The organism is Ideonella paludis, assembly GCF_018069865.1.
GTDB lineage: Bacteria > Pseudomonadota > Gammaproteobacteria > Burkholderiales > Burkholderiaceae_C > Ideonella > Ideonella paludis.
Genome location: NZ_JAGQDG010000007.1, coordinates 261,760 through 287,413, shown reverse-complemented (window position 1 = coordinate 287,413; position 25,654 = coordinate 261,760). Strand labels below are relative to the sequence as shown.

General features: G+C 64.6%; 23 protein-coding genes. 13 read left to right on the top strand and 10 right to left on the bottom strand.

Going from position 1 to position 25,654, the window contains the following annotated elements; genetic code table 11:
• Window positions 1-42: 42 nt before the first annotated feature.
• Window positions 43-648, top strand: coding sequence for an arylesterase (locus KAK11_RS18290; RefSeq protein WP_210810845.1), 606 nt, complete (start codon window positions 43-45; stop codon window positions 646-648).
• A gap of 79 nt (window positions 649-727) precedes the next feature.
• Here the strand turns inward: KAK11_RS18290 and KAK11_RS18285 are convergent, their stop codons facing one another.
• Together KAK11_RS18285 and moeA are read right to left on the bottom strand one after the other, a co-directional pair.
• Window positions 728-2,467 (bottom strand): PQQ-dependent methanol/ethanol family dehydrogenase, encoded by a 1,740-nt coding sequence (locus tag KAK11_RS18285; protein ID WP_210810774.1) that lies wholly within the window; start codon window positions 2,465-2,467, stop codon window positions 728-730.
• Between the two features lie 235 nt (window positions 2,468-2,702).
• Window positions 2,703-3,983, bottom strand: a complete 1,281-nt coding sequence (gene moeA / locus KAK11_RS18280) for a molybdopterin molybdotransferase MoeA (protein ID WP_210810771.1) — start codon at window positions 3,981-3,983, stop codon at window positions 2,703-2,705.
• A gap of 205 nt (window positions 3,984-4,188) precedes the next feature.
• Between moeA and KAK11_RS18275 the strand changes: the two genes are divergently transcribed.
• From KAK11_RS18275 to sppA, 4 genes are all read left to right on the top strand, one after another.
• Complete coding sequence (locus KAK11_RS18275; RefSeq protein ID WP_210810769.1) at window positions 4,189-4,899, top strand: ABC transporter permease; 711 nt, start codon at window positions 4,189-4,191, stop codon at window positions 4,897-4,899.
• A complete protein-coding gene (locus KAK11_RS18270; RefSeq protein WP_210810768.1) occupies window positions 4,896-5,621 on the top strand; it encodes an ABC transporter ATP-binding protein in 726 nt (241 codons plus the stop codon). Before KAK11_RS18275 ends, KAK11_RS18270 begins: the two co-directional genes overlap by 4 nt.
• Window positions 5,612-6,448 carry an ABC transporter substrate-binding protein gene (locus KAK11_RS18265; protein ID WP_210810767.1) on the top strand — a complete coding sequence of 279 codons (837 nt, stop codon included), beginning with the start codon at window positions 5,612-5,614 and terminating at the stop codon, window positions 6,446-6,448. The genes KAK11_RS18270 and KAK11_RS18265 overlap by 10 nt, the downstream gene beginning before the upstream one ends.
• Window positions 6,449-6,564: 116 nt before the next feature.
• Complete coding sequence (gene sppA / locus KAK11_RS18260) at window positions 6,565-8,433, top strand: signal peptide peptidase SppA (RefSeq protein ID WP_210810766.1); 1,869 nt, start codon at window positions 6,565-6,567, stop codon at window positions 8,431-8,433.
• A gap of 290 nt (window positions 8,434-8,723) precedes the next feature.
• On the opposite strand, the gene KAK11_RS18255 is transcribed toward sppA, so the two are convergent.
• On the bottom strand, window positions 8,724-9,374 hold the full coding sequence (locus tag KAK11_RS18255) for a TonB family protein (protein ID WP_210810765.1): 651 nt from the start codon (window positions 9,372-9,374) through the stop codon (window positions 8,724-8,726).
• Window positions 9,375-10,572: 1,198 nt separating this feature from the next.
• Here KAK11_RS18255 and KAK11_RS18250 point away from each other — a divergent pair.
• The 7 genes from KAK11_RS18250 (at window position 10,573) to KAK11_RS18220 (ending at window position 17,710) form a co-directional block, all read left to right on the top strand.
• On the top strand, window positions 10,573-11,052 hold the full coding sequence (locus KAK11_RS18250) for a 4Fe-4S dicluster domain-containing protein (RefSeq protein ID WP_210810764.1): 480 nt from the start codon (window positions 10,573-10,575) through the stop codon (window positions 11,050-11,052).
• An 11-nt stretch (window positions 11,053-11,063) separates the two neighbouring features.
• Window positions 11,064-12,920 (top strand): aldehyde ferredoxin oxidoreductase family protein, encoded by a 1,857-nt coding sequence (locus KAK11_RS18245; RefSeq protein WP_210810763.1) that lies wholly within the window; start codon window positions 11,064-11,066, stop codon window positions 12,918-12,920.
• A 111-nt stretch (window positions 12,921-13,031) separates the two neighbouring features.
• Window positions 13,032-14,429 (top strand): NAD(P)/FAD-dependent oxidoreductase, encoded by a 1,398-nt coding sequence (locus tag KAK11_RS18240; RefSeq protein WP_210810762.1) that lies wholly within the window; start codon window positions 13,032-13,034, stop codon window positions 14,427-14,429.
• Between the two features lie 19 nt (window positions 14,430-14,448).
• The gene (thiS, locus tag KAK11_RS18235) at window positions 14,449-14,703 is read left to right on the top strand and encodes a sulfur carrier protein ThiS (RefSeq protein WP_210810761.1); all 255 of its coding nucleotides are present in this window, start codon (window positions 14,449-14,451) and stop codon (window positions 14,701-14,703) included.
• A 5-nt stretch (window positions 14,704-14,708) separates the two neighbouring features.
• Window positions 14,709-15,008, top strand: a complete 300-nt coding sequence (locus KAK11_RS18230; RefSeq protein ID WP_246499127.1) for a hypothetical protein — start codon at window positions 14,709-14,711, stop codon at window positions 15,006-15,008.
• 100 nt (window positions 15,009-15,108) lie between these two features.
• Window positions 15,109-16,839: a DUF2330 domain-containing protein gene (locus tag KAK11_RS18225; RefSeq protein ID WP_210810756.1), complete on the top strand. Its 1,731-nt coding sequence runs from the start codon at window positions 15,109-15,111 to the stop codon at window positions 16,837-16,839.
• A gap of 7 nt (window positions 16,840-16,846) precedes the next feature.
• Window positions 16,847-17,710, top strand: coding sequence for an RnfABCDGE type electron transport complex subunit D (locus tag KAK11_RS18220; protein WP_210810755.1), 864 nt, complete (start codon window positions 16,847-16,849; stop codon window positions 17,708-17,710).
• Here KAK11_RS18220 and KAK11_RS22250 read toward each other — a convergent pair.
• The 5 genes from KAK11_RS22250 to selD form a co-directional block, all read right to left on the bottom strand.
• A complete protein-coding gene (locus KAK11_RS22250) occupies window positions 17,655-19,190 on the bottom strand; it encodes a methyl-accepting chemotaxis protein (protein ID WP_210810754.1) in 1,536 nt (511 codons plus the stop codon). The two genes, KAK11_RS18220 and KAK11_RS22250, sit on opposite strands and share 56 nt — an antisense overlap.
• Before the next feature lie 75 nt (window positions 19,191-19,265).
• A complete protein-coding gene (locus tag KAK11_RS18210) occupies window positions 19,266-19,724 on the bottom strand; it encodes a cache domain-containing protein (RefSeq protein WP_210810753.1) in 459 nt (152 codons plus the stop codon).
• 185 nt (window positions 19,725-19,909) lie between these two features.
• Window positions 19,910-21,028 carry a transglutaminase-like domain-containing protein gene (locus KAK11_RS18205; protein ID WP_210810751.1) on the bottom strand — a complete coding sequence of 373 codons (1,119 nt, stop codon included), beginning with the start codon at window positions 21,026-21,028 and terminating at the stop codon, window positions 19,910-19,912.
• Window positions 21,025-21,498: a TlpA family protein disulfide reductase gene (locus tag KAK11_RS18200; protein ID WP_210810750.1), complete on the bottom strand. Its 474-nt coding sequence runs from the start codon at window positions 21,496-21,498 to the stop codon at window positions 21,025-21,027. Before KAK11_RS18200 ends, KAK11_RS18205 begins: the two co-directional genes overlap by 4 nt.
• 58 nt (window positions 21,499-21,556) lie before the next feature.
• Window positions 21,557-22,606 carry a selenide, water dikinase SelD gene (selD, locus tag KAK11_RS18195; protein WP_210810748.1) on the bottom strand — a complete coding sequence of 350 codons (1,050 nt, stop codon included), beginning with the start codon at window positions 22,604-22,606 and terminating at the stop codon, window positions 21,557-21,559.
• A gap of 92 nt (window positions 22,607-22,698) precedes the next feature.
• Between selD and KAK11_RS18190 the strand changes: the two genes are divergently transcribed.
• Window positions 22,699-23,871, top strand: coding sequence for a substrate-binding domain-containing protein (locus tag KAK11_RS18190; RefSeq protein ID WP_210810747.1), 1,173 nt, complete (start codon window positions 22,699-22,701; stop codon window positions 23,869-23,871).
• Here KAK11_RS18190 and KAK11_RS18185 read toward each other — a convergent pair.
• Both KAK11_RS18185 and KAK11_RS21935 read right to left on the bottom strand, forming a co-directional pair.
• Window positions 23,864-24,340, bottom strand: a complete 477-nt coding sequence (locus KAK11_RS18185) for an RES family NAD+ phosphorylase (RefSeq protein WP_310737830.1) — start codon at window positions 24,338-24,340, stop codon at window positions 23,864-23,866. The two genes, KAK11_RS18190 and KAK11_RS18185, sit on opposite strands and share 8 nt — an antisense overlap.
• Window positions 24,337-24,972, bottom strand: coding sequence for an antitoxin Xre/MbcA/ParS toxin-binding domain-containing protein (locus KAK11_RS21935; protein WP_246499126.1), 636 nt, complete (start codon window positions 24,970-24,972; stop codon window positions 24,337-24,339). The genes KAK11_RS18185 and KAK11_RS21935 overlap by 4 nt, the downstream gene beginning before the upstream one ends.
• Between the last annotated feature and the right edge of the window lie 682 nt (window positions 24,973-25,654).

Genomic DNA, 25,654 nt, shown 5'->3' with positions numbered 1-25,654 from the left:
CACTGTAGCGTGTTGGCTCTGGGTTTGCCCGGCGCTGCGCTGATGGCCCCAGTCGGTTTGCAGGCCGCAGGACGCGTGAACGCCAAAGCCAGCGGCAAGCTCTTGGTGGTGGGCGACAGCCTCTCAGCCGAGTATGGCCTGCAGCGCGGCGAGGGCTGGGTGGCCTTGATGGCGCAGCGCTTGGCGCAACAAGCACCCGGCGTGACTGTGGTGAACGCCAGCATCAGTGGCGACACCACCTCAGGCGGCCGCAGCCGCTTGCCCGCGCTGTTGAAACAGCATCAGCCTCGCTGGGTCATCATTGAGCTGGGCGGCAATGATGCGCTGCGCGGCCTGCCCCTGGACAGCACCCGCGACAACTTGGCCACCATGGCGCGGCTCGCCCGCCAAGCCGGTGCCCAGGTGCTGCTGGTGGGCATGCAGATGCCACCCAATTACGGCCAACGTTATGCCAACGATTTCGCCCAGCTCTTCAAGACGGTGGCCGAGGCCGAGAAGACGGCCCTGCTGCCCTTCTTGCTGCAGGGCATTGCCGAGCGGCCCGATGCGATGAGCTTCTTCCAAGCCGACCGCATCCACCCCACGGCCAAGGCACAGGCCCAGATGATGGAAAACGTCTGGTCGGCGCTGGTGGGCCTGTTGCGCTGAGGAGCACCCACAAAAAGCCCCGCCGAGGCGGGGCTGTCTTGAGGCAGCAAGGCGGGCTCAAGGCCCGCCCTGAACGGGCTTACTTCAAGAGCTTGAAGACCCAGACCGAGCCGCCCTGCTCCAGGTAGTTGACCTTCTTGGCCACATCACCACCCCACAGCGGCACTGCGCCACCCCAGCCGGACACCACGGCCACATATTGCTGGCCGTTTTGCTCCCACGTCACCGGAGGAGCGACCACGCCAGAGCCCGTCTGGAACTTCCAGACGATCTTGCCGGTCTTGGCATCAGCGGCTTGCAGATAGCCTTCAGGCGTGCCCCAGAACACCAAGTTGCCGCCCGTGGTCAACACACCACCCCACAGCGGCGCGTTGTTCTTGGCTTCCCAGACGATCTTGCCGGTCTTCGGGTCCACGGCGCGCATGGCACCGATGTACTCGTCGTTGATGGTCTTGATGGTGAAGCCCGCGCCCAGATAAGCCGCACCCTTCTTGTAGGTGATGGGCTCATTCCAGATTTCCATGCCCCACTCATTGGCAGGCACATAGAACAGGCCGGTGTCCGGGCTGTAGGCCATGGGCATCTGGTTCTTGCCACCCAGGAAGGACGGGGCAGCAAAGACGCTCTGGCCCTTCTTGCCATCAGAGCCGGCCGTGGGGTCGCCAGGGCGGTTCTCAGGCACGAAGTTCGGACGGCCGGTCTTCAGGTCGATGCCGGTAGCCCAGGTCACCTTCTTGACGAAGGGGAAGGCGTTGACCAGTTGGCCGGTGGTGGCGTCATTCACATAGAAGAAGCCGTTACGGTCAGCCTTGCCGCCCAGACGACGACCGTCTTGGTCATAGGTGATGAACTCGTTGACACCGTCGAAGTCCCAACCGTCGTTGGGGGTGTTCTGGTAGTGCCACTTGATCTGGCCAGTCTTGATGTCGATGGCGATGGTCGAGCAGGAGAACAGGTTGTCACCCTTGCGCAGGTGGCTGTTCCATGGTGCCGGGTTGCCAGCGCCGAAGTAGGCCAGGCCCGTCTTGCTGTCGTAGGTGCCGCCCAACCAAGTGGCTGCGCCGCCGGTCTTCCAGAGGTCACCCGGCCAAGTCTTGTTGGTGGTGCCGGAGATGCCGTTTTCGGTCTTGTTGCCCTTGTCGTCCCACTTGTAGCCCATGTGGCCTTCAACAGTGGGGCGCGACCAGACCATTTGGCCGGTCTTGGGGTTGCGCGCTTCAACGCGGCCCACCACACCGAACTCACCGCCCGACACGCCGGTCAGCAGCAAGCCGCCCGCGATCAGCGGTGCCGCAGAAGCCGAGTAGCCGTCCGCGTAGTTGTCGATCTTTTCCTTCCACACCACGTCGCCGGTGTTTTGGTCCAGGGCCACGATTTGGGCATCCAGGGTCATGAAGATGACCAGGTTGTCATACAGCGCAGCGCCGCGGTTGATCACGTCGCAGCAGGGCATGATGCCGTCGGGCAGGCGATGCTCGTACTTCCAGAGCTTTTTGCCGGTGGCGGCGTCCAGCGCGTAGATACGCGAGTAGGAGCCCGTCACAAACATCTTGCCGTTGTGGATCACCGGCTGAGATTCTTGACCGCGCTGCTTTTCACCCCCGAAGGAGAAAGACCAAGCCGGGACCAGCTTGTCGATGGTCTTGGGGTTGACTTGCTTGAGCGGGGAGTAACGTTGGCCTTGGGTGCCCATGCCCCAGGACAGCACGTCACCTGTGGTCTTGGCATCGTCCGCGATCATCTGATCGGTGACAGCGGCTTGAGCCGCCATAGAGGCCAGGCCGACGGTGAGCAGCAAGGGCAGCAATTTCAAACGCATGGAATGTCTCCTTCTGAAGAGGTGTGCAGCTGTGTCACGCCGGGTGGGTTTTCCAGCGTTCCGGGAAGTTTTCCCGGCAACAATCGTGCCAACCTTTCAAAAGGCTGCCAAGCGGCTTTTCCAGCCCCGGCGGCCCCAAAAGCCATGAGATGAGCTAGGGTAAACGCGGCCTGCTACGGCCGGGCTGTGCCACCTTTGCACAAACACCCGGCCGAGCGATGTGGCGCAGTGCTGATCAGACCAAGCCGTCGAACAGCCACACGGCCACCTCGTCCCCGGCCGCCACCGCGCCTTGCTCATGCCCCAGCACCACCAAGGCATTGGCCTCGGTCATGCTGCGCAAAATGCCGGCGCCCTGGGCGCCGGTCAGGCGCACCTCCCAGCGGCCGTCATCGCCCAGGCTGACGATGCCGCGCTGGTACTCGGTGCGCCCTGGCCGCTTGCGGATGGCCGCGACACTGCGTGCCTTCAGCACGGGCAGCGGCCGCGGCGTGGCCCCCGCCAGCACCAGCAAGGCTTCACGGGCAAAGGCATAAAAGGTCACCAAGGCCGCCACCGGGTTGCCTGGCAGTGCAAACAGCCACGCGGTGCGCCCGGCCGCCGCGTGCAGCGGGCCAAAGGCAAAGGGCCGGCCGGGCCGCATCGCCACCTTCCAAAAACCCACCTCGCCGCGCGCCGCCAGCAGGTCGCGGGTGTAGTCGGCATCGCCCATGCTCACGCCGCCACTGGTCAGCACCACATCGGCGTGGGCAAGGGCCTGGTCGAGCGTGGCATTGAGCGCCACGGGGTCGTCGGCCACCAGCCCTAGGTCCAGCACCTCCACCCCCAGGCGCTCCAAGGCCCCCATCAGGCTGAATCGGTTGCTGTCATAGATGCAGCCTTCCTCCAGCGGCTGGCCCAGGGTGCGAAGCTCATTGCCGGTGGAGAACAGCGCCACCTTGAGACGCCTGAAGACTTGCAACTCGGCCACGCCCAGCGAGGCCAGCAGCCCTAAGTCTGCCGGCCGCAGCAAGTGCCCTGCCCGCAAAGCGGGCTGACCCAAGGCCAGATCTTCACCGCGCTTGCGGCGGTTCTCACCCGGCTTCAACACCCCCGGCTTCAGGGTGACCACATCGCCGGCGGCGTCGGCCGCGACCTGGCACAGCTCGATGGGCACCACCGTGTCCAGGCCTTCAGGCATGACGGCCCCCGTCATGATGCGAACGCACTGCCCACGCCCCACGGGCTGGGCCAGCGGGGTGCCGGCAAACACGGTCACGCCAGCCAGGGCTCGCAAGGCAGTGGGCGCATCGGCCAGCAGGTCGGCGCCGTGCAGGGCGTAGCCGTCCATGGCCGAGTTGTCGTGGGCTGGCACGGCGATCGGGCTGATGACATCGGCCGCCAAGATACGGCCCAGCGCTTGGCGCAGCGGCAGCGTCTGTACGTCGGTGATGGGACGCAGCGCCGCATGAATGCGCGCGCGCGCCTCAGCCACCGGGAGTTCGTCACCAGCCATCAGGGGAGAAGGTCCAAGCATGAAGCGTGCTTTCCAAATTTCAATAAAGCCTCAATCGCGCAGTCGCGACTCAGACAACAGGGCGCCATTGTGGCGTTGATCCAAGCCGAGACACCCCAGCGCGGGCCAGCGCTGCGCCCACCATCATGCCAAGTCCGCGCCATCCCTTATGCACGAACGTGCATATCGCTCAAGCCCAAAGGCCACGCCAGAATCGCGCCGGTTCATGAACACGCTTGCCGACAGCCTCTCCCTCGCCCTGCAGATGATCACTCGCTTTGACAGCGAGCTGCTGGCCATCGTCGGCCTCTCTCTCAAGGTCAGCCTCAGTGCTTGTGCCCTGGGCGCGGTGCTGGGCTTGGCCCTGGGCGCGTGGTTGGCGGTGGCGCGCTTTCCGGGCCATGGGGGCTTGGTGTGGCTGCTCAACACCTTGCTGGCCCTGCCCTCGGTGGTGGTGGGCCTGCTGGTGTATTTGATGCTGTCGCGCTCTGGGCCGCTGGGATCGTGGGGCTTGCTCTTCACCCCCACCGCCATGGTCATCGCGCAGACCATTCTGGTGGTGCCTTTGATTGCCGCGCTCTCGCGCCGCTTGGTGATGGACGCGCTGGCCGAGGGCGGGGATCAACTGGCCGCCTTGGGTGCCGGCCCCTTGCTGCGCGCCTTGTTGATGCTGGCCCACCAGCGCCTGGGCGTGCTGACGGTGATGCTCACCGCCTTTGGCCGCGCCGTGGCCGAGGTGGGCGCGGTGATGATTGTGGGCGGCAATATTCTGGGCAACACCCGGGTGATGACCACCGCCATTGCGCTGGAAACCAGCAAAGGCGACCTGCCGCTGGCCTTGGCCTTGGGCGCGGTGCTGCTGGGCGTGGTGGGCTTGGTCAATGGGCTGATTGCGCTGGTGCAGCGCGGCAGCCACTTGCCGGCGGAGGCGCTGTGAGCAATACGCCCTTGATCAGCCTGCAAGACGCCAGCGTGGTCTATGCCGCTGGCCAGGTGCGCGCACTCTCCCACATCAACTTGACGCTTCACCAAGGTGAGCGCCTGGCCCTGCTGGGCGCCAATGGCTCGGGCAAGAGCACTTTGCTGCGCGCCCTCAACGGCCTGCAAGCCCTGAGCCAAGGCCAGCGCCTGGTGCATGCCTTGCCCGCCACGCAGCAGCCGCCGGTCTCGGCCATGCTGTTCCAAAAGCCATTCTTCTTGAGCTTCAGCGTGCAGCGCAACCTGCGCCTGGGGCTGTGGCTGCGCGGCGTGCCCGCAGACCAGCGCGCCCAGCGGGCCGACGAAGCCCTGCGCCGCGTGGGCCTGCGGGAGTTGGCCCAGCGCCCCGCCCACGCGCTCTCGGGCGGCCAGCAGCAGCGCCTGGCCCTGGCGCGGGCCTGGGCCTTGCAGCCCGACATCTTGTTCTTGGACGAGCCCACCGCCAGCTTGGACCCGTCGGCCAAGCGCGAGGTCGAAAGCCTGATCGCCGAGTTTGGCCAAGACGGCGTCAGCGTGGTGATGAGCACGCACAACTTGGGGCAGGCCAAGCGCCTGGCCACCCAGGTGGCGTATCTGGAAGCGGGGCAGCTTGTGGTGCAGCGCCCCGTTGATGCCTTTTTCAATGACACGCTGCCCGAGGCCGCAGCCCAGTTCCTCAAAGGAGAATTGCCATGGACTTGATCTCTTCCCGCCGTCCCGCCCTGCGTGCCCTGGCCGCGGCCATGGCCCTGCTGTTGGCCGCTCCGCTGCTGCAGGCCCAAGACAAGGCCATCTTGATGGCCTCGACCACCTCCACCGAGCAGTCGGGCCTGTTTGCCCACCTGTTGCCAGCCTTCAAAGCCGCCACCGGCATTGACGTCAAAGTGGTGGCCGTGGGCACCGGCCAAGCGCTGGACATGGGCCGGCGTGGTGACGCCGATGTGGTCTTTGTGCACGACACGGTGGCCGAAGAAAAGTTTGTCGCCGATGGTTTCTCGACTCAGCGCAAAGCGGTCATGTACAACGACTTCGTCATCGTCGGCCCGGCCAGTGACCCGGCCAAGGTCAAGGGCCACACCGTGGCCGCCGCCCTGGGCAAAATCGGCAGCAGCGGCGCGCCCTTCATCTCGCGCGGCGACAAGAGCGGCACCCACGCCGCCGAGCTGCGCCTGTGGAAGGCCGCCGGTGTGGACATGGCCGCGGCCAAGCCTGCGGGCTACAAAGAGTGCGGCTGCGGCATGGGCCCGGCGCTGAACATGGGCTCGTCGACCAACGGCTATGTGCTGACCGACCGTGGCACCTGGCTGTCCTTCAAAAACCGGGGCGAGTTGACCGTGCTGGTCGAACGCGACAAGGTGCTGTTCAACCAATATGGCGTGATGGTGGTCAACCCGGCCAAGCACCCGCATGTCAAAGCCGCTCTGGCCCAGCAGTTTGCCGATTGGGTCACCTCACCGGCCGGCCAATCCAGCATCGCCGCCTACAAAATCAACGGCGAACAATTGTTTTTCCCCAACGCTGCACGGTGATCTTGAGCAAACGCTGAGCAAGCCCCCAGCTTGAAGCGCGCACTGCAAGGCGGCGCCGCTTAACATCTGCAAGGCCACCCACACCTGGGTGGCCTTCTTTCATGGGCAGGTGTGTCATGTCGTTCAGCTCCATCGCGTCGCCTTTTGTGGCAGTCTTTAAGGGTATTTGGTGGTTTCTAGACCTCTGCCGCCGCGCCTTCTTCAACCTCATCATCCTCTTGGTGCTGATCGCCATTGCGGTCGCCCTCTTCACCAGCAAGCCCGACAAGCCCAAGGACAAAACCACGCTGGTGCTCAACCTGCAAGGCAAGCTGGTGGAAGAGGTGGCGGGCTCGCCGCGTGAACACCTGCTGGCCGGCGCCCAGGGCGAGATGGTCCACCAGACCCGCCTGCGCGACGTGCTGACCGCACTCAAAGAAGCCTGCAAAGACCCCAACATCAGCCAAGCCGTGCTGGATGTCAGCGAGTTTGAAGGCGCAGGCATGGCCCAACTGCGCGAAGTGGGCACCGCGCTGACGCAGTTCAAGGCCTGCAACAAGCCGCTGCTGAGCTATGGCGAACACTTCAGCCAAGCCGGCTACTATCTGGCCAGCCATGCCAATGAGGTCAACCTGCACCCCATGGGCATGGTGGAGTTGTCGGGCTTTGGCCGCCAGCGCAATTACTACAAAGACGCGCTGGACCGCCTGGGCATCACCGTGCACCTGCTGCGCGTGGGCACCTTCAAGAGCTTTGGTGAGCCCTACATTGCCAACGCACCCTCCAAGGCCGCGCTAGAGGCCGATGCGTATCTGTACGACGCCCTCTGGGCCGACTACATGAGCAGCGTCGAAGCCCAGCGAAAGCTGCCCGCCGGCAGCATCACCCAACTGATCAACACCCTGCCCGAAGCCCTGAAGGCCACCGGCGGCGACGGTGCCAAGCTGGCCCTGAACGCCAAGCTGGTGGACGCCGTGATCACCCGCGACCTGTTCCGCGAGAAGATCATCAAGGGCGGCGCGCTGGACGACAAAACCATCCGCCAAGTCAGCTTGGCCGACTACGCCCGTCAAGCCCCCCAGCCCTCCGCCATCGGCCCCGCCGTGGGTGTGGTGGTGGCTGAAGGCGAGATCATCGACGGCTTCGCCAGCCCCGGCACCATCGGCGGCGACTCCACCGCCCGCCTGATCCGCCAGGTCCGAGAGGACGAACGCATCAAGGCCGTGGTCGTGCGCGTCAACTCCCCCGGCGGCAGCGCCTTGGCCTCCGAGATCGTGCGCCGCGAGTTGGAAGTGACCCGCACGGCCGGCAAGCCCGTGGTCATCTCCATGGGCGATGTGGCCGCTTCGGGCGGCTATTGGATCTCCATGTCCAGCGACCGCGTGTTGGCCGACAAAGGCACCATCACCGGCTCCATCGGCGTGTTCGGCATGCTGCCCACGGCTGAGGGCTTGATGGACAAGCTCTCCATCCGCACCGGCGGCTACAGCACCACTTGGCTGGCTGGCGGCTATGACCCGCGCCGTGCCCTGGACCCGCGCATGGCCGAGGTGGTGCAATCTGGCATCAACGACATCTACACCCGCTTCATCGGCCAGGCCGCCGCCGCCCGCAAGATGAAGCCCGAAGCGCTGGACGCCGTGGCCCAAGGCCGCGTCTGGACCGGCCAGCAAGCCAAAGAGCGCGGCTTGGTGGATGAGTTGGGCGGCCTGCAAGACGCCATCACCGCCGCCACCAGCCTGGCCAAGCTGGATAAACCCGCCGTGGTCTACGTCGAGCCCGAACGCAGCCGCTTCGACCGCCTGCTGGCCAGCCTGGGCGACCAAGCGGCCGTGAGCATCGCACCCCTGTTCCAAAGCTTGATGGGCAGCCACAGCAACCCGCTGCGCAACGCCGCCGCGTGGGCCACCCGCCAAGACCAGGGCGAGCTGGCCCTGGCCCGCAAACTGATCGAAGGCCGCCAGCCCTATGCGGCGGCGGTGCATTGTTTGTGTACGGCGCCTTGAGCGCGGGGCAGGTGCTCCCTCGCTTGTTGCCGGGTTATGTGATGGTTCGGGCTACGGTTTGTAGCTTAAGTGGCCCTGTCGAGGGGTAGGCCCCAGGGCGGGTGAAGTAGTGGAACGGTGCGACTTATGGCGGCAGGAGCAAAGTGCGTAGAGACCAAATCTCAAACTTGTCCTGCGCTGAAGATGTGGCGATCAAGTACCGATACCGCTCAACGTTCGAAAAGAGAGGCGGTTGGGGCTTGCCGACACTTGCTCGCTAGATGGGGTGGTTATGCCCCACTCCCACTGCTCTACTTTCGCTTGTAATTGAACGGAGCCGTGATCACCATTTGATCGATCCTCTTCGCCACTTCGGGAGGAAAGCTTTCAAACGGCTCTAGCATCCTCAGCAGGTTGATCGCGTGCTCTGACAAGACTTTCGACGTGGATTTTGCGATGTCGATACGATCGATCTTCCCGTCAGCATTCAGCGCAAAGGTAACGACAACGCGCCCGTACAACGAGGTGGTGTCGGTCTTGGGGAAGTTGATGTTGCCTTGCTCCTCAATCCGACGCTGAACACGCTCGTAGTATGAACGGATCTCGGTATCCGGAGTCATGGCGGAGACGTAGTATGTGCGACCAGATGACTCCGCATTGATCCGGCGCTCAATCTCTGCAAGCAACAACTCAAGCTTCGCTCGCCGAGCTGCCTGAGGCGAGGACGGAGCGATGGCTGGCAGCGCGGCCAACTCGTTCCTGACTTGCTCCAGAAGCCGGTACTGCTCCGCCTCGAGACGCTCGACCTCTCGCTCGATGGCGACTGATTTGTCCTGGCCATTGGGCACCGTGGCAGCAACAACAGCAGGGAAGAAGCCGCAAATGAATAGGGAAGTAGAAATCAGCCGGAAGATGGATGCTGCACTTTCAAACTGCGATCCCTGGGCAGTGACGTCACTCATGGGTGCCTCAAAGCAAAACGTTGGTGGTAAGTTGTCGCCATCAGCCTGCCGGGCTAAGCAAAGGTCAGTTGCCAATCGCAGCGCTGCCTGCCGAAGGTGGTCTCATCGAGCAGCCGTTCAAACAGCGGATTCGCGTGGCACATAGAAGCCCCATATGCCGTTCGAGAGTTCCGCCGCGGCAAATCGAGCAGTCTTGCCATTCTGCGAGACCTCATAGACCCATGCCCGATGTCGCTGATGCCGGTAGGTAAGGTGGGGCACAACAGTGTGATCAGCCTGTGCTCGCTGCCACAGCGCTGCATGCAACCAGGGATTGATGCCCTCAATCGACAGAGCGGCACCCTCCTGTCCCACATGGACTGAGTCCCAACCTTCGGTAACCTCTTCAAGCTGCATAACTTTATGGGCGGGTAAAGCGCCTCTCGCTAGAAAAGCCCCTCGCCAGAAAACACAAGCATCAGCTAATCTAAGTATCTATGGCTACTAGCACATTTGCTACCGATCCGACTTCTGTTCAGCAATTACAAACCGGCATTTTGTCGTAACGCTGCGCAGCACTATAGCGGCCCAGAGGCCGCGTCTTGACGTGATTGCAAGGGGGGCGTTGCCGGCTCGCAAATCCTCCGAAGGCACCGGTCACTTACCCACTTTCTGCCATGGCTGCGCAACGTCAGGCAAGCCAATCGTGCAGGCCTCCAACGCTGGACCAGCGCTGCCACAGGCCGTGGCCCGGGGCGATTTCTTCGGCGCCGAGGCGCGCAGGACAAGGGCGTGGCGCGCGTACTCGCGCGCTTCAACAACATATTCGCCGTCACTGTTTGACCACAGCGAGCCGAAGGTGAGCGGCTGGAGTTTGACGGCGCACGCGCTTGGCCGAGCACCGAGGGCAGTTGGCATTAGCCAACCGCCGATGCATGAGCCCCGGGCCACGGCCTGTGGCAGCGCACGCACCAACCCCGGCAAGCACGCCCGCCGAAAGCCCCCCCACCTAGCCCATTTGCGCAAAAACACGTGTTTCGTCCCACGCTGGTACAGCAACCCTGCACCGAACAGGCTTAATCAGGGTTTGCACGGCCTTTCGAAAGTGGAGCGCTATGCAGATCATTGCATAACCCCAACCCAGGAGGACGGTGCCCGTGTGGCGCCCTGCCCTTCGAGGCTGGCCCCACATCCTGGACCGACTGCGAAAGAGACGACCATGCAGAAGAGCCTTCATATCAACCCGGAGAAGTGCACCGGGTGCCTGCAGTGCGAAATGGCCTGCAGCTATGAAAATTACGGCGTGTTTGCGCCGGCCAAGTCACGCATCAAGGTGTTCGACTTCCACGAAACGGGCCGCAAAGTGCCCTACACCTGCACCCAGTGCGACGAAGCATGGTGCTTGCATGCTTGCCCGGTCGAGGCCATCACGGTGGACAAAGCCACCGGCGCCAAGGTCGTGGCCGAGAGCACCTGCGTGGGCTGCAAGGTCTGCACCATCTCCTGCCCCTTCGGCACGGTTAACTACGTGCAAGAGACCGGCAAGGTCCAGAAGTGCGACCTCTGCGGCGGCGACCCCGCTTGCGCCACCGCTTGCCCCACCGGCGCTATCACCTATGTGGACGCCAACTGGACGGGCCTCAACAAGATGGCCGCCTGGGCTGACAAGCTCGGCAACCAACCTTCTTCTGCAGCTTAAGGAGCGAACACATGTCTTGGGCTGGAAAACTTCTCCGCGTCAACCTGACCAACGGCACGGTGGCCTCTGAGCCGCTGCGCATGGATTGGGCCAAGCAATACCTGGGCTCGCGTGGCCTGGCTTCCAAGTACTTGGTCGAAGAAATCGACCCCAAGGTCGACCCGCTGTCGCCCGACAACAAAATCATTTGGTCCACCGGCCCGCTGACCGGCACCATGGCCTCCACCGGCGGCCGCTACACCGTGGTCACCAAAGGCCCGCTGACCGGCGCCATCGCCTGCTCCAACTCGGGCGGCTACTGGGGTGCCGAGCTGAAGATGGCTGGCTGGGACATGGTCATTTTTGAAGGCAAGTCGCCCAAGCCGGTGTACCTGTCCATCGAGAACGATGTGGCCGAGCTGAAGGATGCGTCTCACCTCTGGGGCAAGTCAGTCTGGGACACCGAGAAGACCATCAAGGCCAGCCACCAAGACCCGCTGGTCCGCGTCTCCAGCATCGGCGCTGCCGGTGAGAACCTGGTGCTGTTCGCCGCCGTGGTGAACGACCTGCACCGTGCCGCTGGCCGCTCTGGCGTGGGCGCAGTGATGGGCAGCAAGAACCTGAAGGCCGTGGTGGTGCGAGGCACAAAGGGCGTGGGCAACTTGGTCAACCCCAAGGAGTTCATGCGCGTCACGGCCGAGAAGAAAAAGATCCTGGCCGAGAACGGCGTCACCGGCGTGGGCCTGCCCGCGATGGGCACCCAGGTGCTGATGAGCGTGATCAACGAAGTCGGCGCCCTGCCCACCCGCAACCACCGCGATGTGCAGTTTGAAGGCGCCGGCGACATTGGCGCAGAAGCCATGGGCCGCCCCCGCACTGCGCCGGGCAGCGACGGCAAAAAGCCTCTGGTCACCAACCAAGCTTGCTTTGGTTGCACCATTGCCTGCGGCCGTATCCAAAAGATCGACCAGAACCACTTCACCGTTGAGAACAAGCCGCAATACTGGGGCGCTTCGGGCGGCCTGGAGTATGAAGCGGCTTGGGCCTTGGGCGCTGCCAACGGTGTGAACGACCTGGACACCCTGCAGTACGCCAACGTGCTGTGCAACGAGCACGGCATGGACCCCATCACCTTCGGCGCCACCATCGGCGCGGTGATGGAGCTGTACGAAATGGGCGTGCTGACCAAAGAGCAGATCGGCATCGACGCCAAGTTCGGCTCGGCCCAGGCGCTGGCCTATTTTGCGGAGATCACCGCCAAGGGCGAAGGCTTTGGCAAAGAGATCGGCCAAGGCTCCAAGCGCCTGACCGCCAAGTACGGCCACCCGGATCTGTCCATGTCGGTCAAGGGCCAAGAGTTCCCGGCCTACGACGGCCGCGGCATTCAAGGCATTGGCTTGGCTTATGCCACGTCCAACCGCGGTGCTTGCCACCTGCGCGGCTACACCATCGCCTCTGAAGTGCTGGGCATTCCCGTCAAGACCGACCCGCTCGAATCTAACGGCAAGCCTGAGCTGGTCAAGGCCTTCCAAGACGCCACCGCCGCGTTTGACGCTGCCGGCGTGTGCATCTTCACCAGCTTTGCCTGGGGCCTGGCCGATGTGCAGCCGCAAGTGGCCGCCGCCTGCGGCGACGAGTTCACCCTGGAGAACTTGAACACCATCGGCGAGCGCATCTGGAACATGGAGCGCGACTTCAACAACCGCGCCGGCTTCAGCTCCAAAGACGACACCCTGCCCAAGCGCCTGCTGACCGAGCCCGCCAAGACCGGCCCTGCCAAGGGCATGGTCAACAAGCTGGGCGAGATGCTGCCGATCTACTACGACATCCGTGGTTGGGACGCCGACGGCCAGCTCAAGCCCGAGACCCGCAGCCGTCTGGGTCTCTGATGGCCGCGCTCAAGGTTTTCTGCCCTTGAGCGCACCCGGAGCGTCCTTCAGCGGCCGCTCCCACTTGTTCACAAGGCGGTGCCCCGGCACCGCCTTTTTTCTGATCACACCATGAAGCACGTCATCCTCGGTGCCGGCCCGGCCGGTGTTATTGCGGCCGAGACCCTCCGCAAGCACGCCCCCAACGACCAGATCGTGGTCATCGGCGACGAACCCGAAGCGCCCTACTCGCGCATGGCCATCCCCTATCTGCTGATTGGCAAGGTCGGCGAAGAAGGCACGCACCTGCGCCACACGCCCGGCCACTTCGCCGCTCTGCGCGTGGAGCTGCGCCGGGGCCGCGCGAAGACGGTGGACACCGCCGCCCGCGCCGTGGTGCTGGAAGACGGCAGCCGCGAATCCTTTGACAAGCTGCTGATCGCCACCGGCTCATCCCCGGTGCAGCCCCCGGTGCCTGGCATCACCGGCCCTGGCGTGCACACCTGCTGGACGCTGGAAGATGCCCGCGCCATCATGGCCCTGGCCAAGCCGGGTGCCCGCGTGCTGCAAATGGGCGCAGGCTTCATCGGCTGCATCATCATGGAAGCGCTGGCCATGCGCGGCGTGCAGCTCAGCGTGGTGGAAATGGGCGACCGCATGGTGCCCCGCATGATGGGCCCCACCGCCGGCCGCATGATCAAGCAGTGGTGCGAAGCCAAGGGCGTCAAGGTCTACACCGGCGCGCGCGTCGATGCGATTGAGCGCCCCGGCAGCGCCGCCGCTGCGCCCGCACCGGCCCCCGCAGAGCCCGGCTTGCTCAGCAAGCTGGCCTCGGCCATTGGCTTGGGCGGCGCGCCGGCCCCGGCACCCGCCCCAGCCGCGGCAGCCGCCAGCGCCAGCGGCGCCATGCAGGTCAAGCTCTCGACCGGCCAAGTGCTGGAGGCTGATTTGGTGATCTCTGCCACCGGCGTGCGCCCGAACATCGGCTTCTTGCAGGACAGCGGCATCACCTGCTTGGTGGGCATCTTGACCGACGAGCACCTGCAAACCAATGTGCCCGGCATCTATGCGGCGGGCGATTGCGCTGAGGCCTTCGACAAGGTCAGTGGCAAAACCATCGTCAGCGCCATTCAGCCCAATGCGGCCGAGCAAGCCCGTGTGGCGGCGCTCAATATGGCCGGCCAAAGCACCAGCCTGAAGGGCGTGACCCAGATCAACGTGCTGGACACCCTGGGCATGATCTCCGCCAGCTTTGGCAAATGGGACGGTGTGGAAGGCGGCCAGCATGTCGAGCTGACCGACGAGGCCAACGGCAAGCTGCTGAGCCTGCAGTTCGACCACGAGAAACTGGTGGGCTGCAACTCCATCGGCTGGACCGAGCATGTGGGCGTGATGCGCGGCTTGGTGGAAGGCGAAGTCAAACTCGGCGAATGGCGCGAGAAGCTCATGGCCGACCCGACCCTGTTGATGAGCGCTTACCTGGCCACGGCCCAGGCCCAAAGTGCCCATGCGCACATCAAGCCTCGGTGATTGCACATAGCATTCGCTCATGCACATCACCTTCAAGCTCTTTGCCACGCTGACCGAGTACCTGCCGGTCGATAAACGCAACAGCAACCAGATGGCACTGGAGGTGGCCCCCGAGGCCACCGTCCTCAGCATCATCGAGTCTTTCAGCATTCCGCCCAAGCTGGTGCATTTGGTGCTCGTCAATGGCAGCTACGTGCCCCCGGAAGAGCGTGCCAGCCGCACGCTGAAAGAAGGCGATGCACTGGCCGTCTGGCCGCCCATTGCGGGTGGATGAGGCGCTTGTCCTCCGTCCCTGAATCCTTCAGCCGCGACACCGGCGGCACCCCCGCCGACTGGCTGCGCTGGCTGCCCGGCGCCTGCCGCGACCATGCGCTCTGCCTGCCCACCGAGCACAGCGCCACCGTCAGCATCGGCCAAGGCCATCTCCACCTGCAGTGGGAGGTTCTGCCCCCACGCGCCCTGGGCTTGGCGCGCTTTCCGCACCTGATGGTGAGCTATCGGTTTGACGGCGTGAACGAGGCCGAGCGCCAAGCCTTTATGCGCTACTTCGACTTGTATATGCAGCGAGGTGGCGGTTAGGTGCTTCGGCAGACGCTTTACACAGCGTCAACAAAGCGCCGTGCACCTGATGCACACTCCAGACGTTCGACACAGAACCCCGACCGATGGAGGAGAACCCATGCTTGCTCTGCCCCGCGCCGCGCTCGGCGCTTTGGCTGCCGCTTTGTGCAGCGTGGCCGCCGCACCTGCCCATGCCTTTTGCGGCTTTTACGCCGGCAAGGCCGATGCCAGTTTGTTCAACGAAGCCAGCCAAGTCGTGTTGGTGCGGGACGGCCAGCGCACCGTGCTGTCCATGCTCAACGACTACTCCGGCCCGCTCAAAGAGTTTGCGCTGATCGTCCCCACGCCGGTCACCCTCAAACAAGGCCAGGTGCGGGTGGCTGAGAAGGTGATGTTCGAGCGCCTGGATGCCTACTCCAGCCCCCGCCTCGCCGAATACCACGACCAGAACCCCTGCCAGTTCCGCATGGACTGGAGCGAGGACCTCTACCCACGCCCGCCCGTGCCGGTGGCCATGGCCGCAGCCCCGATGATGGCCGACCGGGCAGGCACCTTGGCCCGCAACAAAGCCCTGGGTGTGACGGTCGAAGCCAAGTACACCCTGGAGGAATACGACATCGTGAGCCTCTCAGCCAAGCAGTCGGACGGGCTGGAGATTTGGCTGCGCGAGAACGGCTACCGCATTCCTCGGGGCGCGTCGGCGGCGCTCAAGCCCTACATCAACCAAGGCATGAAGTTTTTTGTGGCCAAGGTCAACCTGAAGGAGCAGGCCAAGCTGGGTTACAGCCACTTGCGGCCGCTGCAGTTCGCCTTCGAGAGCGAGAAGTTCATGCTGCCCATGCGTTTGGGGATGCTGAACGCCTCACCGAACAAGCCGCAAGACCTGATCGTCTATGCGCTGACGCGCGAAGGCCGGGTCGAGAGCAGCAATTACCGCACCGTCAAGCTGGCGGCCAACGAGAACCTGCCGCACTTCATCAAGCCGCATTTCAAGGACTTTTACAAGGCCTTGTTCGACACCTCGGCCCAGCGCGAGGACTACCGCGTGGCCTTCACCGAGTACTTCTGGGACATGTCTTGGTGCGACCCTTGCGCGGCCAACCCGCTGTCGCCGGAAGAGCTGCGCCAAGCCGGCGTGTTCTGGCTCGACGGCCAGGCCGATGAGGCCTTCAAGCGCTTGCAAGTGCCCGCCCCCAGCCGCTTGCCACCCATGGTGCTGCCGCCCGGTGGCGGTGCCCAGCCGGTGATGCTGACCCGCCTGCATGTGCGCTACACGCCCGCCACCTTCCCCGACGACCTGGCCTTTACCCAGACCAAGGACCGCCAGAACTTCCAAACCCGCTACGTGGTGCACAACCCCTATGCCGGCTCACAAGCCCAATGCGCGGCGGAGATGGGCAAGCAAGAGTGCGAGGCCCTGTGCAAGCCCAAGGTCGAGCGGGTGTTGGACCGCCTGAAGGCGCTGGACCCGGCCACCTTGGCCAAGCCCGCGCGCAACCCGCGCTGGGAAGGCAACCCGCAGGCCTATGCGGGCAAGTCTGAAGCGCAACTGGCCCAGGAGTGTGCCGAGTCTTGCAACGCCAGCAAGCGCAGCACCTTGGAGTCGGCCCGCCGCTACTACGAAGAACAAGTGCCGGCCCGCATCAAGCAAGAAAGCCTGACCCTGGCCAAGCTGACCGGCTGGTCGCTGGCCGACATTGACAAGCTCGGACGGGGTGAAGGCAAGCCGCCCACTGCCAACAGCAGCGGCTCCGGTAAGCCAGTGGCCGCCACCTGGTGGGAGCGCCTCTTTGCGCCCCGCCCGTCAGCCGCAACAGCAGTGGTGACCAACGGCCAAACTCCGGGCTGAAGCTGCCATGACGCGCCTAGACCCGCGCTGGTTCCAGATCGCCTTTGTGGGCTGCTTTTTAGCCTTCGGTGCCCTGGCCAAAGACTTTGCGCTCACCGGCTTGCAGGTGCTGGGTGCGCTCAGCGCCAGCCTCTTGACGCAGGCCTTCTGGCTGCGGCGCTTGGGCCTGCCAGCGCGTGGCGTGGGGCCTTATCTCAGCGCGGTCATCACGGCCATTGGCATCAGCGTCTTGGTGCGGGCGGAGTCGGTCTGGGTCCACCCGCTGCTGGCCTGCGTGGCCTGCAGCAGCAAATTTGTGGTGCGGGCGGGCACGGGCGAGCAGCGCAGCCATGTCTTCAACCCCGCCAACCTGGCGGCCTTTTTGGCCTGGGCCGTCGTGCCGGGTGCATGGTTGTCTCCGGGGCAATGGGGCTCAGAGACGCTGCTCGCGCTGTGGTTTGTCGCGCTGGGTGCTTGGGTCACCCGCTGCGTCGGGCGGCTCGATATCTCTGTGAGCTTTTTACTGGCCTGGGGGGGCCTGCTGGCCGCACGGCTCGTGTGGCTGGAGACCGAGGCCAGCTTGGCACTCTCGATTTGGTGGCATCAGTTCAGCACGGGCAGCTTGCTGTTGTTTGCCTTTTTCATGATCTCTGACCCGATGACCACGCCGCGCACGCGCAGCCTGCGCGTGGCCTATGCGGTGCTGGTCGCACTGGCGGCCTTCGTGTGGCAGTTCGTGCTCTACAAGCCGCACGGGCTGATCGTGATGCTGCTGCTGGCCAGCCCCTTGGTGCCGCTGCTCAACCGCTGGCGGCCGGGTGAGCGGCCGCAGTGGCTTACTGCAAGCGGAAGGTCCCCACCACCGTCGCCAAGCGCTGCGCCTGGTCTTTGAGGGACTCGGCCGCCGCCGCGCTTTGCTCCACCAACGCCGCGTTCTGCTGCGTCATTTGGTCGAGCTGGGTCACGGTTTGATTGACCTGACTGATGCCCTGGCGTTGCTCTCGCGTGGCCAGGCTGATCTCGCCAATGATGTCGCTGACACGCTTCACGCTGGTCACGACTTCCTGCATGGTGTCACCGGCATCACTGACCAACTGGCTGCCGGACTGCACCCTCTCAACGCTGGCGCCAATCAGGCCCTTGATCTCTTTGGCGGCCTCAGCGCTGCGCTGCGCGAGGCTGCGCACCTCACCCGCCACCACCGCAAAGCCTCGGCCTTGCTCGCCCGCACGGGCGGCCTCCACCGCTGCATTCAGCGCGAGGATATTGGTTTGGAAGGCGATGCCGTCGATCACGCCAATGATGTCCGCGATCTTGGCACTGGCGCTGTGAATATCGTTCATGGTGTGGACCACTTGGCCCACCACATCGTTGCCACGCACGGCCACATCTGAGGCACTGGACGCCAACTGGTTGGCCTGCGAGGCCGCATCCGCGCTTTGCGCCACGGTGCCCGTGAGCTGCTCCATGCTGGACGCCGTTTGCTGCAAGCTGCTGGCGGTGACCTCAGTGCGTCCGCTCAAATCTTGGTTACCCGTGGCCACTTCAGCGCTGGCTGTCTGAATGCTGTCGGCACTGACACGGATCTCGGTGACCAAGGCGCGCAGCTTGTCTTGCATCTGAGCCAGGGTGGTGATCAGCTCCCCAATCTCATCGTTAGACTGGGTCTCGATGCGCTGGGTCAAGTCGCCGTCGGCCACCGCAGAGGCGAGCTGGCGCGCCCTGTGCAGCTCCGCAATGCTGCGGCGCTGAGACACCACGGCAAACGCCACGGCTGCGGCGGTGGCCATCAAGGCCAGCGCCGCGACGATGGCCGTGGTGCGGTGGCTTTGCGCCGTCATGGCCGCTGCTTCTGCGGCGGAGTCCCTTTCGATCTGGGTCACGGCGGCCTCGACCCCTTTGGCCAGGCGTGCAAAGCTCGCGTCAGCGCTCTGCATAGCGGCGACGCCGGTGTTGGGGTCTACAGACGCCATGTCAATCGCGTCGTCGGCCTGCTTGCGATAGAGATCAATCACTGGCGTGGCCGAGGCCAAGAGCTTGCGCAACTCGTCAGTGGCTTGTTCATCTTTAGACAGCACGGCCAATGCGTCCTTGAGCGTCTGCATCTGCTTGGCCAGCGCCTCACGGGCTGCCTTGACCTGCGCTTCATCCAGCGACGCCACCAAGGCCACCGTACGGTAATTGCGCGCATGGACCTCGCCCAATTCCTCCTGCTGTGCCGTCAATGCCTTGAAGATGCCAATATGGCCTTTGAATTCGGCCTGAGCATGGTCGGCCTGACGAGTCATCAGAACGGTATTGATACTGGCTGCAAGCAGCACCACACCCACGGCCATCATGGGCGCCAGCAAGAGCTTGGTGGCGAGTTTCATCGGGTTGATCCCTCAGTACGCCCGGCGAAACGGGCGAATTTGCACGGCAGTGAGTTCAAGCCTTCAACCTGTCGATCATTTGTAGATGCCACCACACACCACGGTGTCGTCCAGCTTTTCGCAGTACATGGTCTTGGGCTCGATCTTTTTGTTCTCGGGGTTGGTGAACTTGTAGTCCTGCCAGAAGGTGTTCTTGGACTTGGCCATTTCAACGCGCTCGCGCACAAAGGCCTTGCCGTCCACATCCTTCAGATCGATCAGGTTGCGGCCGACCATTTTTTCGTTGGCGCCATGAGCATGCACGGTGCCGTCCAGGCCATAGACCACGAGGTACAGGTCTTGGAACTTGAACTGGCTGGTCTTGCTGGTGATCTCGGCATAGCCCTTTTCTTTGCCATTGGCCTTGATGAAGGCCACGCCCTTCTTGACCATGTCGGTGGCCTGCTCTGGCGTTGCACCGCCATCAGCGGCCGTAGCCAGCGAGCCCAGGGCGATCAGGCTGGCACCAGCCAGCAGCGAGATGATGCGGTTCATGAGAATCCCTTCCAGTGAGTTGAGGCAGCCTAGCTGTGCCAGCTTGCCAAGCCATACCCCTGCGGGCTGACGTAGCAAGCTTTCACGACGGGATGGTGCGCTGCCTCCTGGAAGGGCAATGCGTGGATAAGTGCCGCGGATCCACGTCAATTGCGGCCCGTGAAGCGGGCCGGTGCCCAGGCTCTTCAGGCCGCGCTCAACTCTCGGGCCTGGATTGCATATCGGAAGCTGTCTGGCGACAGCTCATCAAAGCGCCCCAGGTCGTTCTCGCCATTGGGGTACATCAGGAAGCCCAGCGGGGTGTCTTCTTTAGAGCCGGGCAAGCGCACATCATGAGCCGTGTTCCAGGCCACCCAGTTGCCCTCCCAGCCGCCAAACAAGCCGGCCATGACGGGGGCCACCACCGGGTGGGCCGGGTCCTTGATCCACTCGGGAGTTTCTTGGCGCATCACCTTGAGCACATCGGCCGGGTCCATCGCCACCCAGCCGTACTGAGCCAAGAAGACTTCAGCACGGCAGTGCTGCGCCCCTTGCAGCTTGGCCGAGCCGGCCCCCAGCTCTTTGTAGCCGAAGGCAGACGGTGCCAAGCGCAGGCCGTAGACGTCGCGCGCCGGCACGCCCACAGCGCGGCACAGGCCCACAAACACCGCGTTCAGGTCGGCACACTTGCCGCCCAGGTTTCCGGTCTCCAGCATGGCTTTGATGTCGCCGGTGCCGCAGCCTCGGGTCTTGGGCTCGCGGTGAGCATGGGTGACCACCCATTGGTAGATGCCACGAACCTTGTCCAAGTCGGTGCGGGCACCCCGGGTGGCTTCCTGCGCCGTCTTGCGGACGATGCCGTCCAGCGGCAGCAATGCGGTGGGCTGGAGTGCCGCCCGCAGCAGGGCGGGGTCTTCGCTCACCCGGCGCTTCTCCTGCCAGTTCACGGCGCGACTGCGGGTTTGCAGCGTGCTGGTCAGCGTCAGGCGCGGTAGCCCAGCCTCGGGCGTGAACTCGGCCATCAGCATGCGCACGCCACGCGGCGCATCGGCCACCACCTGCACGCGCTGGGCATTGCCACTCCAGCGGTGGCCTTCAACGCGTTGATAGTCGGACTCGACATCGGGGATGGGCAGCCACAGCCGCGTGTGACCACGCACCTCGGGCACTTGCACCTCGGTGCTCAGCTCAAAACGACGCCATGCCCCAGGGGTTGGTTCAAAGCGGCGCTGGGGCGCCTGGGCCCAACTGGGCTGCAGGCCCACGGCGGTGGCGGCGGCCAGGGCTTGCAAAGTGTGGCGGCGGGTCAGGGTGGGGTGGGTCATCGGGTGTCCTTAATCAACTCTTGTATCCATTGTCGTGCGGGCGGCTGCTGCCAATCCACCTCGCCCTCGATGCGCCAGCGGGCTTGCCCGTCTCGCCCAATGAGGATGCTGGTCGGAAAGGCGCGCACACCCCAACTCTTGCTGGCCTGCCCGCTGGCATCGCGCAGCACGGTCAGGTCGAAATCTGTCTGCGCCTGAAAGCGCTGGATCACGCCCACAGACTCTTTGAAATTCACCGCCCAGGTCACCAGCCCGTCGCGTTCATGCTGGGTGTCCAACAATTGCAGCGAAGGCATCTCGGCGCGGCAGGCATCACACCAGGTGGCCCAGAAGTTCAGCAGCACGGGGCGGCCCTTCAGGCTGGTGAGGTCCAGCATCTGGCCGTCCAGGCCGGGCAAACGCAGCGGGGGGGTGGCCTGACCACGCGGCCACGCCTGACGGGTGGGTGTGGCCCAACTGGGGCTTGCCAACACGCCCGCCAGAGCGAGCAGACTGTGTCGGCGGCTAAAGCGCATGGGCCTCACGCCCTCAGACCACTTGGAGCGCGTGGGAGCCCTTGGCCACCACCTCACCCACCACCGCCGCTGCGTCAAAGCCTTGGGCCTTGAAGGTGGCCAGCACGGTGTCCACCGCGTCGGGCGCACAAGCCACCAGCAGGCCGCCGCTGGTTTGCGGGTCGGTCAGCAAAGCGCGGTCCAGGTCGGTGAAGTCAGCACCCAAGGCCACGTCAGGGCCATAGCCAGCCCAGTTGCGGCCCGAGGCCCCGGTCACGCAACCTTGCTCCGCCAAAGCCCGCACACCCGCTAGCAAGGGCACTTGGGCCCAATCCAGACGCACGGTGTGGCCGCTGCCACGCGCCATCTCCAGCGCATGGCCTGCCAGGCCAAAGCCGGTCACGTCCGTCAGTGCATGCACACCAGGCAAGGCGGCCAGGGCCGGGCCAGGGGTGTTGAGCCGCGTGGTGGTGGCGATCATCTGGGCATAGCCGGCGTCGTCCAGCTTGCCCTTCTTGAGCGCGGCCGACAGGACGCCCACGCCCAGCGCCTTGCCCAGCACCAGCACATCACCCACCTGGGCGTCGGCATTGCGCTTGATGCGGCTGGGGTGCACCAGCCCCAAGGCCACCAGGCCATAAATGGGCTCGACCGAGTCGATGGTGTGGCCGCCGGCAATGGGAATACCCGCCGCCTTGCAGACCGATGCGCCGCCGTCCAAGATGCGGCCAATGGTGGCGGTGGACAGCACGTTGATGGGCATGCCCACCAGCGCCAAGGCCATGATGGGCGTGCCGCCCATGGCGTAAACATCGCTGATGGCATTGGTGGCGGCGATGCGGCCAAAGTCGAAGGCATCGTCGACGATGGGCATGAAGAAGTCGGTGGTGGCGATCAACGCCTGCTCGTCGTTGAGCTTGTAGACCGCCGCATCGTCCGCAGTTTCTATGCCCACCAGCAACTCGGGCGGCAAGGCCATGCCTGCGGTGCCCCGCAAGATGTCGCTGAGCACGCCCGGCGCAATCTTGCAGCCGCAGCCGCCACCATGGGAGAGCGAGGTGAGTTTGGGTTCGGGAGTGCTCATGGGAAACAGCTTGCGATGAAAGGAGGGGCCACGAATGAAGGCGGGAGCATACCCGCTGCCAGCACAGGCCTTGCTGCGGGCACAATCACGGCATGTCTGCTCCCGGCTCACCCTCTCGCGGCGTTCATCTGCAATACACCTTCCAGCCCGAAGGTCAGCGGGGCGCCGACGTCCAAAACCCCTTGTTCGACTTGCTCTCGGCCGTGCGCCAGCATGGCTCCATCCAGCATGCCGCCGTGGCGCTGGGCGCGTCTTACCGCCATGTCTGGGGCGCGCTAAAGCATTGGCAAGAGGTAATGGGCCAGCCGCTGGTGACCTGGACCCAAGGCCAGCCCGCCCGCTTAACGCCTTTTGCCGAGCGCCTGCTGTGGGCCGAAACCCGCGCCCGGGCGCGGCTGACCCCGCACATTGAAGCCCTGCGCGCCGAGCTAGAGCGCGTGCTGGCCGAAGCCCTGGACGGCAGCCAGCAGGTTTTGACCATTTACGCCAGCCACGACCTGGCCCTGCCCGGCCTGCGCGAGCGTGCCAGCACCGAGCACCGCCTGCACATCGACCTGAAGTTTGCGGGCAGCATGGACGCCCTGCGGGCGCTGGCCGAAGGCCGCTGCGTGGTGGCCGGCTTTCATGTGCCGCCGCTGGAGAACAGCAGCAATGTTTTTGCCCAAGGCCTGAAGCCCCTGCTGCAACCCGGCAAGCACAAGCTCATCGGCTGCACCCGCCGCACCCAAGGCCTGATGGTGGCCAAAGGCAACCCGCTGAAGCTGCGCAACCTGCCTGACTTGGCCCACCACGACGCCCGCTTCATCAACCGCCAGCCCGGCTCGGGCACGCGGCTGCTGACCGACCACCTGCTGGCCCAAGCCAATGTGGCGCCACACCTGATCAACAACTACTTCGGCCCCACCGAAGACAGCCACATGGCCGTGGCCGCCGCACTCGCCGCCGGCGTGGGCGACGTGGGCTTGGGCCTGGAAGCCGCTGCCAAGGCCTTTGGCCTGGACTTTGTGCCGCTGATGGAGGAAGACTATTTCTTGGTCTGCCTCAAAGATGCGTTAGAACACCCAGCTGTGCAAAAGCTCTGCGAGGTCTTGCACGCGCCCACCTGGGCCCATGTGCTCGAAGAACTGCCCGGCTATGAGCGGGCTGACAGCGGCGACGTGCTCTCGCTGACCCGCGCGCTGCCCTGGTGGGATTTCAAAGCGCCCGGTAAGCCTGCGGCCAAGGGCGCGCCAAAGAAGCGCAGCCCGTCTGCCCCCGCTAAATAGCGCGGAACAACTGCTGGTAAGTGACGGGCCGTTGCACGCTGGCCTTGATGCGGGCTGCATCCGCATGCGCGGGGTTGATCAAGGCCACCCATTCCTCGGGCACGATGACCGAGGGCACCAGCAAAATCGCGCTGCTGCGGGAGGCCAGCCATTGCGCCCCCACCGTCACGCTGGACAAGCCCGCCGGGATGGCCGCCCAGGCGGGCGGCAGGTGTTCGGCGGGCAGCTCTTCGCGCCGCTCCCACACCTCGTCAGGCACTTTGATACACACCAAGAATCGGTTCAACGGCCAGCCGCCTGGGTCCAGGTGAGCAGCCGTTTCCAGCACCGCCATGGCGATGGTGGGCGCCGCATACACCACGGCTTGCTGCTCTTCGTTCCAGCGGCCCGGGCTGATGGCCGCGCCCTTGCCGGAGAGGTCGTGTGCGGGGTATTGGCGGGTTTCGGCGGCAATGCGCCAGAGCTTCACTGGTAAGCCCCGCTGTGGATGGCCCCAAGCAGGCGGGTGACCACCTTCAAGCCCGTGGGCGTGTCCAGCAGGTCGGCCGGCTTGCGCCCACCCAAGGCGGGCTGCGGCCGCTCCAGCCACTGGCCCAGCCATTTGGCCGAGTCAAAGCCTTCGGCCTCGGGCGCGGTGGATTGCGCCAACATTTCTTGCGCCATGCCCAGCAGCCGCGCCATGCCCAAAGCCGCCTGCCCGCCGCTGCCGCTGACTACATCGCCCGCCGCAGACTTTTTTTCGGCCGTGGCCTTGGGCACACCCAAGATGGTGAACATGCGCGCCGCCGGTATCTCCATGCGCCGCGAGAGATCTTTGAGCAAGCCCCCCGCCACGCCATGGCGCTCCGTGGCCACCAGTTGCAGCGGAGTGGCCACCGCCAGTTGCTGCACAAAGTCGTCCACGCCTTTGGTAGGGTGGTAGACCAAAATCTGCGTGCCGGCCACCGAGCGGTCGTCCAGCGAGAAGCGCGGCAGGGGCTCGCGCGCCGCCATGGGCGCATGCGTGGCCTGGGGCGCCGCAGCGGCTGCCGCTTTGCTGCGGCTGCGGGCGGGCACGGTGCGGGCTGCGGTTTTGAGGGCACGAGCGGGGGTCGAAGCCATGGCGCGTCTTTCGTCCAGTTTGAGACGGAGTTTAGCCTCAAATGGGACCGATCAGCAAGTGTGTGGGAGGCTTTGGGCTTTGGGCTTTGGGCTTGGGGCTTGGGGCTTGGGGCTTGGGGCTTGGGGCTTGGGGCTTGGGGCTTGGGGCTTGGGGCTTGGGGCTTGGGGCTTGGGGCTTGGGGCTTGGCTTGCGAAGGTGGGCGTGTGCGCTGGCACAGGCCGTGGCCCGGGGCTCATGTGCCGGTGGTCGGCTGGCGCCGACTTCCCTCGGTGCTCGGTCCAGGGCGTGCGCCGTCAAACTCCCTCCGCTCACCTTCGGCTCGCTATGGTCAAACAGTGACGGCGAGTATGTTCTTGAAGCGCGTGAATACACGCGCCACGCCCTTCCCCTGCGCGCCTCGGCACCTCAAAATCGCCCCGAGCCACGGCCTGTGCCAGCGCAAGTCCGACGTTGGTGGACTGCATGCTTGGCGTGATGCCGGCGTGGCGGTGTGGGTCGCGACGCTTCGATGACTTGACCCAAACTACGGTTCCTGAGCAGAGAACGTCGCCATTCAAAGTATGTCAAGACTTGGACCCTGGACCGCTGTAGTGCTGCGCACCCTTGCGCCAAAATGCCGGTTTGTCGATACCGTTCAGAAAACCGATCAATCCGCAGTGCGCCAAAATCGACAAGCACTTA